The 14716-nt window shown below is 46.0% G+C and carries 12 protein-coding genes, 1 tRNA gene and 1 pseudogene; 10 read left to right on the top strand and 4 right to left on the bottom strand.

The features are described 5' to 3' along the window. Nucleotides 1–266 precede the first annotated feature (266 nt). Entirely contained in the window at nucleotides 267–659 is a 393-nt protein-coding gene (locus tag XZ46_RS17645; RefSeq protein ID WP_008051800.1) for a hypothetical protein, read from the bottom strand. 192 nt (nucleotides 660–851) lie between these two features. Beyond that, nucleotides 852–4166 (bottom strand): CHAT domain-containing protein, encoded by a 3315-nt coding sequence (locus XZ46_RS17640; protein WP_008051799.1) that lies wholly within the window; start codon nucleotides 4164–4166, stop codon nucleotides 852–854. A 190-nt stretch (nucleotides 4167–4356) separates the two neighbouring features. Between XZ46_RS17640 and XZ46_RS17635 the strand changes: the two genes are divergently transcribed. From XZ46_RS17635 to gmk, 6 genes and pseudogenes are all read left to right on the top strand, one after another. Further along, nucleotides 4357–4439: transfer RNA gene (locus tag XZ46_RS17635), tRNA-Leu, on the top strand. A 212-nt stretch (nucleotides 4440–4651) separates the two neighbouring features. After that, nucleotides 4652–5878, top strand: coding sequence for a 2'-O-glycosyltransferase CruG (cruG, locus tag XZ46_RS17630; RefSeq protein WP_006624534.1), 1227 nt, complete (start codon nucleotides 4652–4654; stop codon nucleotides 5876–5878). A 508-nt stretch (nucleotides 5879–6386) separates the two neighbouring features. Continuing rightward, nucleotides 6387–6791: pseudogene (locus XZ46_RS17625) on the top strand (IS630 transposase-related protein); the annotation flags it as partial. 314 nt (nucleotides 6792–7105) lie between these two features. Then, nucleotides 7106–7699, top strand: a complete 594-nt coding sequence (locus tag XZ46_RS17620) for a DUF4126 domain-containing protein (protein WP_006624536.1) — start codon at nucleotides 7106–7108, stop codon at nucleotides 7697–7699. Nucleotides 7700–8064: 365 nt separating this feature from the next. Next, entirely contained in the window at nucleotides 8065–8331 is a 267-nt protein-coding gene (remA, locus tag XZ46_RS17615) for an extracellular matrix/biofilm regulator RemA (RefSeq protein ID WP_006624537.1), read from the top strand. Between the two features lie 32 nt (nucleotides 8332–8363). Then, nucleotides 8364–8918 carry a guanylate kinase gene (gene gmk, locus XZ46_RS17610; RefSeq protein WP_006624538.1) on the top strand — a complete coding sequence of 185 codons (555 nt, stop codon included), beginning with the start codon at nucleotides 8364–8366 and terminating at the stop codon, nucleotides 8916–8918. Between the two features lie 311 nt (nucleotides 8919–9229). Here the strand turns inward: gmk and XZ46_RS17605 are convergent, their stop codons facing one another. After that, entirely contained in the window at nucleotides 9230–10474 is a 1245-nt protein-coding gene (locus tag XZ46_RS17605; RefSeq protein WP_006624539.1) for a vWA domain-containing protein, read from the bottom strand. A gap of 134 nt (nucleotides 10475–10608) precedes the next feature. Between XZ46_RS17605 and XZ46_RS17600 the strand changes: the two genes are divergently transcribed. The 4 genes from XZ46_RS17600 (at nucleotide 10609) to XZ46_RS17585 (ending at nucleotide 13464) form a co-directional block, all read left to right on the top strand. Next, entirely contained in the window at nucleotides 10609–11301 is a 693-nt protein-coding gene (locus XZ46_RS17600) for an ATP-dependent Clp protease proteolytic subunit (RefSeq protein WP_006624540.1), read from the top strand. Between the two features lie 24 nt (nucleotides 11302–11325). Continuing rightward, a complete protein-coding gene (locus tag XZ46_RS17595; protein ID WP_006624541.1) occupies nucleotides 11326–11970 on the top strand; it encodes an ATP-dependent Clp protease proteolytic subunit in 645 nt (214 codons plus the stop codon). 186 nt (nucleotides 11971–12156) lie between these two features. Continuing rightward, nucleotides 12157–12753 carry an ATP-dependent Clp endopeptidase proteolytic subunit ClpP gene (gene clpP, locus XZ46_RS17590; protein ID WP_006624542.1) on the top strand — a complete coding sequence of 199 codons (597 nt, stop codon included), beginning with the start codon at nucleotides 12157–12159 and terminating at the stop codon, nucleotides 12751–12753. A 90-nt stretch (nucleotides 12754–12843) separates the two neighbouring features. Then, nucleotides 12844–13464: a J domain-containing protein gene (locus XZ46_RS17585; RefSeq protein ID WP_006624543.1), complete on the top strand. Its 621-nt coding sequence runs from the start codon at nucleotides 12844–12846 to the stop codon at nucleotides 13462–13464. Nucleotides 13465–13819: 355 nt separating this feature from the next. On the opposite strand, the gene XZ46_RS17575 is transcribed toward XZ46_RS17585, so the two are convergent. Next, a complete protein-coding gene (locus tag XZ46_RS17575) occupies nucleotides 13820–14695 on the bottom strand; it encodes an IS630 family transposase (protein ID WP_048895156.1) in 876 nt (291 codons plus the stop codon). Nucleotides 14696–14716 lie beyond the last annotated feature (21 nt).

Genomic DNA, 14716 nt, shown 5'->3' with positions numbered 1-14716 from the left:
TCGGGAGTATGAAACCATAAAAAACCCCTGTCCGCTACTGGGGGGTGATAAATATTGTAATCCTTTCCCACAGTCGCGGGTTTCACCTCCTCCACCTACCCCAGCCACCTGTCACAAATTAATTTCCCCTTCTGGGTTTTCGCGGTGCGGATTTTCTGGCGTTAAGTCACCATATCCATGGTTTCTCAGGTCTGTCCTAACCCTTCCCGTAGAAACAGTTGCAGCGTCATTTCTTTTGGGGGGTACATTCAGTTAATAGATGGATATCACTTCAATAGTTGCCTGAAAAACTGTTTTAGTTTGCCACCTCGCGAAGGATTTAGCGTTTCTTTGGAGGCATTTACCGGGTCGGGAGAATGAAAAATTACCTCCGCTACCTCCGCCAGATTGCTTAATTCTTTGCTATAATCATCACGCTCGAATTTCGGTAGATAGCCTTTTTTTCGATCGCTTCCCTCAGCCATTAGTCGATCGCACTCCTCCTCATATAATAGGGCTAAGTCTGTATAATTCATGGCGATCGCCTCTAATTGTTTGGTATTATTAGCAACATCGGAAATCGCTGCCAATTGATTACACACATTGGTTGGCAACTTTTTGTTCAAACGCGCTAAAGCGTGAATCAATGCCGTTATGGTTACTTCATCGTTGGGAGTCATAGCTAATTAATTTATGAGGGTGGAAGATGCCGTCAGAGATTCAGGCGACTTCGACGATTTCGTTGATTCGCCTACTCCTAAATTCTACCACAGTCTCGGTCATCTGTATACACCCATTTGATAATTAATTTATCCCGTCCGTGACCACTCCCGTCACTTCCTACCGAGGGGACTCAGTTAGTCCCCCTTAGCTTAATAACCCGAAATCACCAAACTCCCCCAATGATAAACATCAGAAAACGGCATAACTTCCGGGTTTTCCTGTCTTTCTATCCGTCCTAAAGCCTTGGCTAAAATTCCCTGATTACTCTTACTCAAAGCAGGATGTGATAAACAGGATTCATAAATCTTCGCAATTTCTGCCCAGGTCGCCTCACAGCGTAACCATTTTTTCGCCTTATGTAAAGCCATCGCCGCCGTTTCACCCCCTAGATATTCCTGATAAAACTTAATCGCCAATACCGCCGCCGATTCATCATTCACCAGCCATAAACTGGAAATCACCTGAGACACTCCCCCCCGCAGAAATGCACTGGCTAACCCTACATATTCCTTCTCAATGGTTTCCATATTCGTTAAACCCGTTTCGCAAGCATTTAGATACACCAGACTATAGGAAGTCAGCGATAAAATGGCTATTTTTTCTCCCGTTAAACGCTGGGAACCCGATAGCAAAATACTTGACAAATTCGGGTTTTCATGGTTATAATCCCCATGACCGCTAAAGTGAAAAATTTGGTGATTTTGCCCGAAAGCTGATATCACATTTTCCTCAGTCGCTTCGGTGTCCGTAATCGTTTGGTGGCGGCTATTATACCCTGCGAAAATTTGACCAATAGCACTCACTTCCGTTTCCGTAAAAGGCAGATTTTTCGCGCCGATACTGTCCGGGTAACCCACAGTCAGCACAGAAACTCCTGAGTTAGGATTCAGGGTTGGCGAGGCAGAATGACCATAACCAAAAGCCGCGCTGGGTAAACGAGTGATGATGAACTCCTGGGGGAATAAGGCTTCCAAAGGCAGACGGTGCAAGTCTCGATGGGGAACTAAAATTAACTGCCTAATTTGTTCGGGTAATTGCCCCGTAATTGCCGGGATGTTTAACAGGTTGTGCAGGGTTTCTATATGGTCGGTTAACCGTTGTTTCCAAGTCTGATTATCTGAGGTCTTTTTGAGACTATAATTCTCATAATCATGATGCCAAGTCTTGATGAAAGTTGCCATTTCTTGCTGTCCCCAAGCCGATAAGGGTATAGCCGTCAGGTCGTCTCCGGTCAGGATAAAGGTGATCAAAGAATCATTGCCATAATACCAATAAATCATGGCGGTTTCCGGGTCAAGCAAGGCGTTAATTTGTGCTACCGTGGGGCTAATCTCAATGGGTTGAGAAGCGGTGGATAACAGCCAAGTTAAATGGATATTCTTTTCTAATTCTGCGGCTTCTAAGGCTTGATGCCAGTTTTCGTCTTGGCTGGCAAAGTCAAAGGCAAAACGATAGAATAAACTAAATTTTGCCCTCAGCCGTTTGACTGCGGGAATAGACTGATATTCCCCGAAATTTCCCGGCACAAGTTGGGGGGTTTCATCTTCTGGGTTGACAGGGGTAGATAGGCTAACCGTCTTGGTTAGGGAATGGTGTTGATGATAAAATTTATTAATCCAAGTTTGTAGGGTGGCGAAACCCTGTTGATGCCATTGTCTGGCTGACTGCTTTTCTCCTAATTGGCACAAAGCCGCAATTAAATCAAGGACAATAGTTAAATATAAGTCCCGGTCAGCATCAGGGGTGATAACGGTCAAGGCTTCCTGATAATTTTCCACCGCCTGTTGATAATAGTATCTGGCTGTTTGTGGCTGACCAAATTCGTCAGTTATTCGGTGAGAAGCTGTGGCTAATTTACCTCGAAAATAACGCGCTTGACCGATAACATGATATAAAATTCCCCAGGCGGTGGGGTGGGTGGATTTGGGGCAATGTTTTAAACCCTCTTGATAACTAGCAATTTCTCCTGGATAATCGCGTAAGTCTAAACTAGGATTGTGCAGGATTTCTGAGAGTCTCGGTGAGTTGATATCAGGTACAATAAAAGGGGTGGTGCGGAGTGATTGTCCAGCCACATTCCCTCGGTTAGCCCAAGCTTCATGTTTATCCGGTTTATATTTTAGGGCTTGGTCGTAGGAGGATATGGCTTGTTCTAACTCTCCTAAAAAATACAGCGCCAACCCTCGGTTAAACCAAGCTTCATGGAAATCCGGTTTATATTTTAGGGCTTGGTCGTAGGAGGATATGGCTTGTTCATACTCTCCTAAATCAGACAGCGCATTCCCTCGGCTATACCAAGCTTCATGGAAATCCGGTTTATATGTTAGGGCTTGGTCGTAGGAGGATATGGCTTTTTCTAACTCTCCTAAATCAGACAGCGCCAACCCTCGGTTATTCCAAGCTACATGGTAATCCGGTTTATATTTTAGGGCTTGGTCGTAGGAGGATATGGCTTGTTCATACTCTCCTAAATCAGACAGCGCATTCCCTCGGCTATACCAAGCTTCATGTTTATCCTGTTTATATGTTAGGGCTTGGTCGTAGGAGGATATGGCTTTTTCTAACTCTCCTAAATCAGACAGCGCCAACCCTCGGTTATTCCAAGCTACATGGTAATCCGGTTTATATTTTAGGGCTTGGTCGTAGGAGGATATGGCTTGTTCATACTCTCCTAAATCCTTCAGCGCATTCCCTCGGTTATTCCAAGCTGCATGGAAATCCAGTTTATATTTTAGGGCTTGGTCAAAGGAGGATATGGCTTGTTCTAACTCTCCTAAAAGAGACAGCGCCACCCCTCGGTTATACCAAGCTTCATGGTCATCCGGTTTATATTTTAGGGCTTGGTCAAAGGAGGATATCGCTTGTTCATACTCTCCTAAAAGAGACAGCGCCAACCCTCGGTTATACCAAGCTTCATGGTAATCCGGTTTCAATTCGATCGCTTTTTCCCAGGAGGATATAGCCCCACGAAAATCACCATTATTAGCTCGTTGTAATCCATCGTCAAACCATTTATCAGCATCAGTCGGGACAGAATCAGTCGAGGTTGGGGGGTGGTTGGGGGGTGGTGTTTCGGGGGGAGTTTTTGGCGGTGTCTCCCCTAATAAATAAGCGGCTATCTGGGAAATTGCGCCACAATTTAACTTCTTTAATAATGATAGCTGCCGGGAGATTTCTGGGTCTTTAGCGCTATGCTGAAACCGGGGACACCATTCCCGCCATTGGCTTTCCGTCACCCGGTATTCATTCCGACGCAGCCAACCCATCACCTGGTCGCGGTTCCAACCTTGACCTACCTTAGTCAGCAATTGTCGAAATAACCATTCATATTCATGGTCGGGGAGTCGGGGAGGGTTTGACCTCTGCGGTGGTGGGGGAGGGTTCAGCAAGTTGAGTAACTTATTCCCCACCTGGGTCAACCATTGACCAAATCGGCGCACCAGGTGCATCAGTTGGTTAAACATAAGTAGTTATCGGGAGTATGAAACCATAAAAAACCCCTGTCCGCTACTGGGGGGTGATAAATATTGTAATCCTTTCCCACAGTCGCGGGTTTCACCTCCTCCACCTACCCCAGCCACCTGTCACAAATTAATTTCCCCTAACCCCTTTTTTTTATCGCTCATCTGTGTTACTATGAATTCTGGCAAATAAGCGGACGTGGCGGAATTGGTAGACGCGCTAGATTTAGGTTCTAGTGTCCTCGCGACGTGAAGGTTCAAGTCCTTTCGTCCGCATTTGATTAACCCTGGATGTAGTGGCGGTTGTGGCTACTGCCTAACCTTCCTATGGACTGGCGAGGCTGGTTGATTTAATCTCGTCAAAACCCCATAGTTGCTCTCACTTGACCATTGATAGGCAAAACTGGTCTAATAGCGATCGCATTTCCGATTAACTTCGGTCAGTTAATCACAAACCGCCCACATATATTCCTGTGCGTTTCCCCTTTATGTTCATCCCCAGCCCTGGTCTACTAGCCCTGTTTAACTTATCCACTTACGAGAGTATCAGTGCCTTAGCCCTGTTAATACTTTCCCTACAACTCCCCGCCACCGCGATTTTACTCTCCCGCCTATTTCGAGGGTTACAGCGTCGCCCACAATTACACATAGCCCCCCCCACCCCAGACCTATTGGGTAAAGTTAGCGTTATTGTCCCCACCCTCAACGAAGCCACCCGCCTCGGTCCTTGTTTATCAGGTTTGACCCTCCAAGGCTATGAAGTACGCGAAATCATCATTGTTGATAGTAACTCAGTCGATGCCACCCAAGATATGGTCATCGCCCAAAGCCAGCGCGACCCTCGTTTCCGCTTAACTACGGATGACCCCTTACCTCCCGGCTGGGTAGGTCGTCCTTGGGCTTTACATACTGGCTTTTTACACACTTCCCCCGCCTCGGAATGGGTTTTGGGTATTGATGCAGACACACAACCTCAACCCGGACTGGTCGCGGCGTTGGTTAGGGCGGCAGAAAATTCTCAATATGACCTGATTTCTCTATCCTCTCAGTTTATCCTTAAATACCCAGGGGAATTGTGGTTACAACCTGCCCTCTTAATTACCCTCGTCTATCGATTTGGCCCCCCCGATACGGCTCCTAAGACCCCGGAACGGGTTATGGCTAATGGCCAATGCTTTTTGTGTCGCCGTGCGGTTTTGGAAGCCTTAAATGGTTACACCACCGCCTCAAATTCCTTTTGTGATGATGTGACTTTGGCGAGAAATGCTGCTAAAAAAGGCTTTCGCGTCGGGTTTTGGGATGGGGCGGCGCTGCTGAAGGTGCGGATGTATGATGGGTTTATGGATACTTGGTCTGGCTGGGGGCGATCGCTTGATTTAAAGGATGCTTCTTCTAGGGCGGGACTATGGGCGGATCTCGGTTTCCTATTATGCTGTCAGGGTCTACCCCTGTTTGTGTTAACTATCGGCTTCGCTTTGGGGTTACTCTCTCCCCACCATAACCCTATATTTACCTGTCTATGGCGCTTAAATGCTTTCCTCTTTATTATCCGTGTCGCTTTGTCGGGTGCGATCGCTTCTTCATATAATTTCAGCCAAGCACAAGCTAAATGGGTCTTCTGGCTATCTCCCCTCGCTGACCCCCTCGCTGTTTTCCGCCTCTTTCTCTCCGCTACCCAAAGACCTACCCAGTGGCGAGGACGCTACTATGAATAATTCCGGTCAAAGTCCCTCTCCCCTCTGGGATCCAGATTTAGGGTGAGGGCAATGTATCGGTGAGGGCAATGTATCTAGGAGAAAGCCCTAGGGTGAGGGCAATTTATTAAGGGACTAATTACCTCTCAAAGTCCCTCTCCCCTCTGGGATCCAGATTTAGGGTGAGGGCAATGTATCTAGGAGAAAGCCCTAGGGTGAGGGCAATGTATCTAGGAGAAGGACCTAGGGTGAGGGCAATTTATTAAGGGACTGATAACCTCTCAAAGTCCCTCTCCCCTCTGGGATCCAGATTTAGGGTGAGGGCAATGTATCTAGGAGAGAGACCTAGGGTGAGGGCAATTTATTAAGGGACTAATTACCTCTCAAAGTCCCTCTCCCCTCTGGGATCCAGATTTAGGGTGAGGGCAATGTATCTGGGATCCAGATTTAGGGTGAGGGCAATGTATAGCACCAGACAGGAAAGTTAGGACGTATAATGGAGAGGACGAGATGATTAAGAAGACCCAAAATGCCAGCCCCCTATAGTTACGACCTCAGACAAAAAGTTATTGATGCCATTGAACTAGACGGTATGCCCAAAACAGAAGCCAGTCAAGTTTTCCATGTCAGCCGGAACACCATTAATCTCTGGCTGCAAAGAAAAGCACAGACCGGAGACTTCCTCCCTAAACCTAATCACCCACCTGGCAATAACCACAAAATTACCGACTGGCAAAAATTCAAGGCTTTTGCCCAAGAGCATGGCGACAAAACCGCAGCTCAGATGGCTGAACTTTGGGATGACGACATCTCTCCTCGCACCATATCCAGAGCCTTGAAGAAAATTGGCTTCACCAGAAAAAAAACTTACGGCCACCAAGAACTTGATCAGCAACAGCGAGAGGAGTTTATTGCTCAGATTGAACAGATTAAGTAGACGCGCCACGGTGTGGATGTAGGTCCGGCGACCGGTGGGGGTGTTATGGCGAAGACGAGTTTAAAGACTACGTGTGCATATAGTTCTGAAAGAAGAAGGACTAAGCGGTGAAGTCAACACTGTACCACTGACCAATTGGGCATCCACATCGGGAGCCCTATGATGCGAAAGTCTCAAGTACGGTTTTGAATGGGAGGGGATGGGGGCGACCCCATTCTCTACCCTTCCCCCCTGAACATGACTGGACTGATTTTGATGGGGTGCTAGGATAAAACCATCCTTCTCGAGTTACTGGAGCATAATGGCTTTCTATGATTGAAATTTTAGCAGTTCTTTCCGCATCAGCAGCAGGAGGTATGAGAATTGCGCTTCCACTCCTACTAATTGGATTACTGCGAAATAATTTATGGTCTGATGTACCACTTCTTTCGGCTCTGTCTCCCAAGGTGGTAATTGGTGTTTTGGTGAGCTGGTCCCTCTTTGAACTTTTCGCCTCGAAACAATTATTAGGACAGCGCATTCTCCAGGTATTTCAACTGGTGTTTAGTCCCGTAGTCGGAGCGATTATGGGTTTGGCGATCGCTGAAGCCAGTTCTTTCCCCTCCTGGTTGTTGTGGTTGCTGGGAATTGTTGGGGGACTTTTGGCTTTAGTCTTACAATTGGTACAAGCGGGATGGTTTTACCGTCTGCGAGGCTTACCTCTATGGGCAATTTTTGTCCAGGATGGTTTGTGTATTGCTCTGGTTATGTTTGCTTTTGATGCTCCTGAACAGGGGGGGTTAATTGCTTTATTCTTGCTCTGGCTCGCTATTCGTAGCTCTACAGAATGGTATAAATGGTATACTCAGCAGGCTAGTAATCGCCATCGTAGCCAGCCTCGACTGGGGAAGCAAGACCCTGATTAAACTAAACTTTAAATACTCACAAGCAAATACTCATACAAAAATCTTAATTAGTGGGTTCACATATTTTTGACACCAGCACTGACACAGATCACAAAATTAAGTGATCTAGTTCATCAACCCTCCTATCTAGTTTTTTAAGCAGCAACAGGACTCAGTTTTCATCATCTCCCCGGTTTCCTTTGTCTCCAGGGAAAAGAGACCCCATCAGCCCCTAGATAGAGTTTTTCAGATTAAATATTGATTATGGGAGCCGATCCGACTACAATTTTTGTGGGCGATACTTTCGAGTTGGTAAGAATATACAATTTATGGGCTCATGCCATCAAAGCGATCGCACCTACCTTTATTCTACCTGTAGAAATTTTATGGATATTCAACTCATTAATATCGGCTTTGGCAATATTATCTGTGGTAATCGTGTCATCGCTATTGTCGGCCCCGAATCAGCCCCCATTAAGCGTATCATTACAGACGCACGAGACCGAGGACAGCTTATTGATGCTACCTATGGACGGCGCACCAGAGCCGTGATTATTACCGACTCCAATCATGTGGTTCTCTCAGCTATTCAGCCAGAAACCGTCGCTAACCGATTTGTGGTTGAGAAAAACGGTGCTAATCGCCTTTCATAAACCTATCTGGGTTCACCTAAAACTATATTAAGATGATTGACAGCAAAACTGGCCAGCTCATTGTCATTACCGGACCTAGTGGCGTGGGAAAAGGAACGATTATTCGATCGCTTCTCCAAAAATATCCACAACTCCATCTTTCCGTCTCCGTTACTACCCGTTCTCCCCGTCCCGGAGAAGTCCATGGAAAAGACTATTTTTTCGTCACTCGCGATCGCTTTCAACAAATGGTTCAACAACAAGAGCTACTAGAATGGGCTGAGTTTGCCGGAAATTTCTACGGGACACCCCGCTTGGCTGTCCAAGATAAAATTCAGCAGGGAGAGAATGTTCTACTCGAAATTGAACTAGAAGGCGCTAGACAGATCTCACAGACCTTTCCACAGGCTCTGCGAATTTTTATCCTTCCACCTTCTCTACAAGAACTCGAGAACCGTCTACGAAATCGCGCCACTGACTCCCAAGAGGCGATCGCTCGTCGTATTCAACGCGCTAAAACTGAAATCGCCGCCGCCGGGGAATTTCACCACACCTTAATCAACGACAACCTCGATCGCGCCCTCGCAGAACTCGAAACCCTCTTTTAATTCATCCCCCATATATTAACTTTTGTAACAAAAAATTAAGAAATGTTGCGAAAAATTTTTTTTGGCGGGGGGTGCTTGCTTTTTGGGGTGACTTCTGCTACACTTTTAGACAATGGGAATAGTCGCAATTTTATTATTTTGGGTAAGATTCCCATTATTTAACTGTATGTCAATATCCTACCATTAGTTCCCCGTGCTTGTCAACCCTTAGCGCCAGCGACGAGTTTATTGAGAATTGATATCAACAAAGTTGGGGGATGAAATAGAAGAGGGAAGCGGCATAACATGGATTTGCCGCCCAATTACCCATTCTACTTGAGAGTAGTTTTCGATGCTATGCGAGTTTTCTTGCGTTCGGAGTCCGATAGTTCTTCGCCGGACTGGAGGCGAGTTGCACTACCTTGGAGGACAGTAGCAGCACTGTTGTCGCCCATTTGTAAAGCGGTTTTAGCCGCTGTTTGTAACATAGTAGCAGCACCGGCGCGATCGCCTTGTTGTAGTTTAGTTTCAGCGATTTGAGTTTGTCGGTACTTAGCCAAAGCCAAAATATGTTTTTGAACCTTGGGATCGGAAGTAGGGCGATAATCTCCGAGGACATTAGCTTCCACCAAAACCGGCTGAGAATAGAGCTTTTCAATACCCAAAGCCGGGTCATCATAGCGGACTTGAACTTGAGCGATCGCCTGTTTACTGATCGGCAAATTGCCAACATCAACATAAAGGTTAGCCAAGATAATCCGTTCGGTATCTTTCATTAAATCCCCCAAGCGAACCGCGAGTTGTTCTCCTTTTGGCAGTATAGGAAGTTCAATAGTATCAGGATAAACCTGTGCGACTGGCTTGAGTTGAGCCAAGCGGACATAAGGAAATAGGGAGAATAATAGGTAAGCGTTAGTGAGTCCCACCGATTGCATACGGGTAAACAGACGGCCAAACTCAGCGATCGCCTGTTCGGGGTATTCAATATATCCCAAAGCACCGCCACCCGCATCGGCAATTTTCTCTAAAATATCCTGATTCCAGTCGTCTCCAAATCCCAAAGAATTAATAGTTAACTTATATTCCGTGGCCAGTTTGGCGAGTTTGAGACAACGTTTATTATCCCCGTGTTCATTTTCCCCGTCAGTGAGAAGAAACCCTTGAGAAATCCGATCCTGTTTACCCTTTCCTAACTCCTCAATTCCCAGCTTGATACCTTCATCAATAGCCGTTCCCCCGGAACAGCGCAAACCATCAATCTTTTTTTTGATACCATCAGGATCGGTGAGGTCTTGATTAGGAACCAATACCTTAGCTCGGTGATCAAAAGCAACTACCGAAATCCGATCGCCTACATTTAAGCGATCGATAAGTTCTTTCGCCGCCTGTTTCACCGTTTCCAATGGTTGACCATTCATAGAACCACTGTGGTCTAAAATCAAACATAGATTCATGGGAACTTGACCCTCAAACGGATCAGGAACCGCTGAAACCGAAATTGACAGTTGACGCTGATTCGATTCTTGATTTGGGTCTAGGTTCGGATCGTTGAGGGAAGGCTGCAAACTGACTTTCATAGAAGACCTCCGGGATGTGAAAATCCTATTTGAGTATAGGACGCAACTCAAAATTCAGATGGTCGGTAATTTCCCATCCGGTTATTCACAGGACTGAGCCACGAGTTGCGTTAGTATATAGTTTAACCTCTTTGATGAGTTCATCGGTTTATACTGTGCAATCACCATACTACTACAGCGACAGTGCCATTAGGACACCACCCCCAGACCTACCCTCCTTGCTACTCAAGGAAAGGATTATCTATCTAGGGTCGCCTCTAGTTTCCTCGGACGACTATAAGCGACAACTAGGGGTTGATGTCACCAAACTAATTATCGCCCAGTTGCTTTATCTGCAATTTTCCGATCCAGAAAAGCCTATTTACTTCTATATCAACTCTACCGGAACCTCTTGGTATACGGGAGATGCGATCGGACAAGATACCGAAGCCTTCGCGATTTGCGATACCATGAGCTATGTCAAACCCCCTGTGCATACTATCTGCATTGGTCAGGCTATGGGTACAGCCGCGATGATTCTTTCCGCCGGGACAAAAGGCTGTCGTACCAGTCTCCCCCATGCCACCATTGTTTTAAACCAACCTCGTATGGGGATGGGACGCTCTCAGGCTACTGATATCCAAATTAGGGCTAAAGAAGTCCTCGCCAACAAAGCATCGATCTTGGATATTTTGTCCCAAAATACCGGACAACCTGTGGAAAAAATTGCCAAAGATACCGATCGGATGTTCTATTTAACACCAGAGGCGGCTAAAGAATATGGGTTGATTGATCGGGTTCTCGAAAGCACTAAGGAATTGCCCAAACAATTACCCGTTGGTGTGTAGTAAACTTGCTTGTGCTTACAAATTATGGCTGTCGATGAAGTTCTTCGCGTTCCTTATCAGATTCCTGGTAGTCAATACTGGCAGTGGGTTAACATCTATACTCGTTTGAGTCAAGAACGAATTATTTTTCTGAATCAGCCTCTGACAACCGGTGTCGCTAATTCCCTGGTGTCGGCTATGTTGTATCTTGACTCCGACGATCAGAATAAACCCATCTATATGTACATCAACTCCATTGGTGATCCAGTCCTAGCAGGTATGGCTAATGAGTCCATGGGAATGATGTCAGTCATGGCGGCTTTGGCTGTATATGACACTATGCAACACATCAAATCGGAGATTGTGACTATCTGTTTGGGTCAAGCAGTGGGGATGGCAGCTTTGTTATTGTCCTGCGGTTCCAAAGGTAAACGGGCTAGTCTTCCTAATTCCATGATTACTCTTTATAACCCCCAAACCGGAACCCAAGGACAAGCTACCGATATTCAAGTAACCGCTGACGAGATCCTCTCGAAACGGGCTTTAATGATGGATATCTTTCACCAAAATACTGGTCAAACCATTGAGAAATTGACTAAGGACATGAACCGCACTTTTTACATGACTCCAGAAGAGGCGAAAGAGTATGGTATCATCGACCGTGTTTTAACAACTCTAAAGTTGACTTGATTTCCTCCGTCGGGTATCGGTAAACTACCAGAAAAGAGGAGACAATTGATAATTAATTGTTGATGATTAATTGTTGATCTGCTCTCCTCACCAACCCCCCGACGGTAGACTGGCGATCGCCACCGGGGAAAATCTCCCGTTAAATTCAACCAATCTTATACAGACACAACAAAAGGATTAGTAATTATGCCTATTGGTGTTCCTAGTGTTCCTTATCGCCTTCCTGGTAGTACCTATGAACAGTGGATCAGTATCTATGAAAGACTTTTCCGCGAACGAATTATCTTTTTGTCGGAAGAGGTTGACGACGGTATTGCTAATGCGATCGTCGCTTATATGCTGTATTTGGACTCCGAAGACCCCTCCAAACCCATTTACCTCTATATCAATTCCCCTGGCGGTTCGGTAACTGCCGGGATGGCGATTTACGATACCATGCAATATATCAGGTCTGATGTGGTGACTATCTGCGTGGGTATGGCTGCTTCTATGGGTGCATTTCTCCTGGCTGCGGGAACTAAAGGTAAACGCCTAGCCCTCCCCCATGCTAGGATTATGATTCACCAACCTTTGGGGGGGACTCGCGGACAAGCCACTGATATTGAAATTGAGGCTAAAGAAATTCTCCGAATTCGTAAGGTCCTCAATGAGATGTTAGCAGAAAGATCCGGTCAAACTCTCGAAAAAATTGAGAAAGACACCGATCGCGATTACTTTATGTCCGCCGCCGAAGCCCACGAATATGGTTTAATTGATCAGGTCATTGAAGAACGCCCAGTTTAGCCATAGCCAGATTTCTGCTAAACTAATCACGCCCGCGTTTCTTGTGGTGCGGGTTCGGTTCTTGCTTAAACTGGGGTAGATTAAACCTAGATGGACACAACGGATTACTATCGCACATTGGGTTTAAGATCAGGGGCGAGTTTGGAAGCGGTCAAGGCTTCCTATCGGAAACTCGCCCGACAATATCATCCTGATGTTAATCAAAATAATCCCCAAGCAAAGGAAAGATTTATCGCCTTAACGGAGGCTTATAAGTTTCTGTTAGATGTCGCTAAACCTGATTCCCAAATGGCTTGGGCTACGGCCTCTTATACCCACTTCCCCAAGGGTACAACCTCCCATTATCCCACGGGGAAAAATAAGGTCTATCACCCGGAAAACCGGATTCAATTTAACCCGGAACTCTCGGAAACTGAGCAAAAATTGAAGGACAATTGCTATAAACAATTGCAGCAATTACTCAGATATCAGCGATTCCCTAGGGCGATCGCTTTAGTGGAAGGACTAGCCCACAGAATCCCCCAAGACCAGGAAATCCGACAGTGGCAGGCTATTACTTATCAACGTTGGGCTCGTCAACTTATCAAAGAACGCCAAACCGATAAAGCCCGCAATTACCTCAAAAAAGCCCTCCGTACTGACCCTCACAATCGCACGCTGTGGGCGGAAGTTGAACGAGATTTTCAATCCCTAGAAAGTGTCTATTCCTAAAGGTTAATTAACCATGATTTCCCGGCTTTTCTTGCTGGAAAAAGATGCCTTTTTTAACATTAAAAAAAATTTTTGGCTCGGAACCCGCGCCAACCCTTGACAACCACCGGGAACTCATGGTAGTATTTGGATATGATAGTAAAACAATTGGAATCTGTTCACTAAAAATAAAATTGTCACTATTCGCATTATTTAAAAAGTATAGCGCAAGTCGCCGGGAAAAGCAACCCCCCCCAGAAAAAAAATTTTCCCGGCCCCAACTTAACATTTCTTTACATACAGCTTGTTCACCAGTCCCTTAAGACATTGCCCTCACCCTAGGTCTCTCTCCCAGATATAGCATTAGTCAAGGTGGTTAGGACGCAGTTTTGAGAACGGAATCCATGGCATCATGGAGAGAATCAAACTGCTCAATACAATGGCGAATGCGGGCTTTCAGCCACGACCAACATTTCTCTATCTTGTTGAGGTCTGGCGAATAAGGTGGTAGATAGAGCAAACGGCATTGAGCCGCCTCCACTAGCTCAGGAATCCGTCCCCCTTTATGAAACGTTGCATTGTCTAGCACTAGAGTCTGACCTGGCTTCAGTGTTGGAATTAAGATGAACTCCAACCACAACTCAAACACTGTCCGATTACAACAACCCTCAAAGCTAAAGGGAGCTAAGAGTTGTTGATGACACCATGCGGCTATCATACTTACCCTGCCCTGCCTCTTCCCTGATTTGAGGGCATGGAAGCGTTTTCCTTCCTCGCAGTAACCATAAGGGTAATCCGAGTCCTGACTATTCATGCCGGCTTCATCGAGGTAGACCACTTCTTGTGGCTCCATCTGTTCAATCTGAGCCATAAACTCCTCTCGCTGTTGCTTCCAACGTTCTTGGTAGCCGTAAGTTTTTTTTCTGGTGAAGCCAATTTTCTTCAAGGCTCTGGATATGGTGCGAGGAGAGATGTCGTCATCCCAAAGTTCAGCCATTTGAGCGGAGGTTTTGTGGCCATGCTCTTGGGCAAAAGCCTTGAATTTATGCCAGTCGGTAATTTTGTGGTTATTGCCAGGTGGGTGATTAGGTTTAGGGAGGAAGTCTCCGGTCTGTGCTTTTCTTTGCAGCCAGAGATTAATGGTGTTCCGGCTGACATGGAAAACTGGACTGGCTTCTGTTTTGGGCATACCGTCTAGTTCAATGGCATCAATAACTTTTTGTCTGAGGTCGTAACTATAGGGGGCTGGCATTTTTGGTCTTCTTAGTCATCT

The organism is Limnospira indica PCC 8005 (genome assembly GCF_000973065.1).
Classification (GTDB): domain Bacteria; phylum Cyanobacteriota; class Cyanobacteriia; order Cyanobacteriales; family Microcoleaceae; genus Limnospira; species Limnospira fusiformis.
Note: the sequence above shows the minus strand (reverse complement) of the source record. Positions and strands in the feature narration are given on the sequence as shown.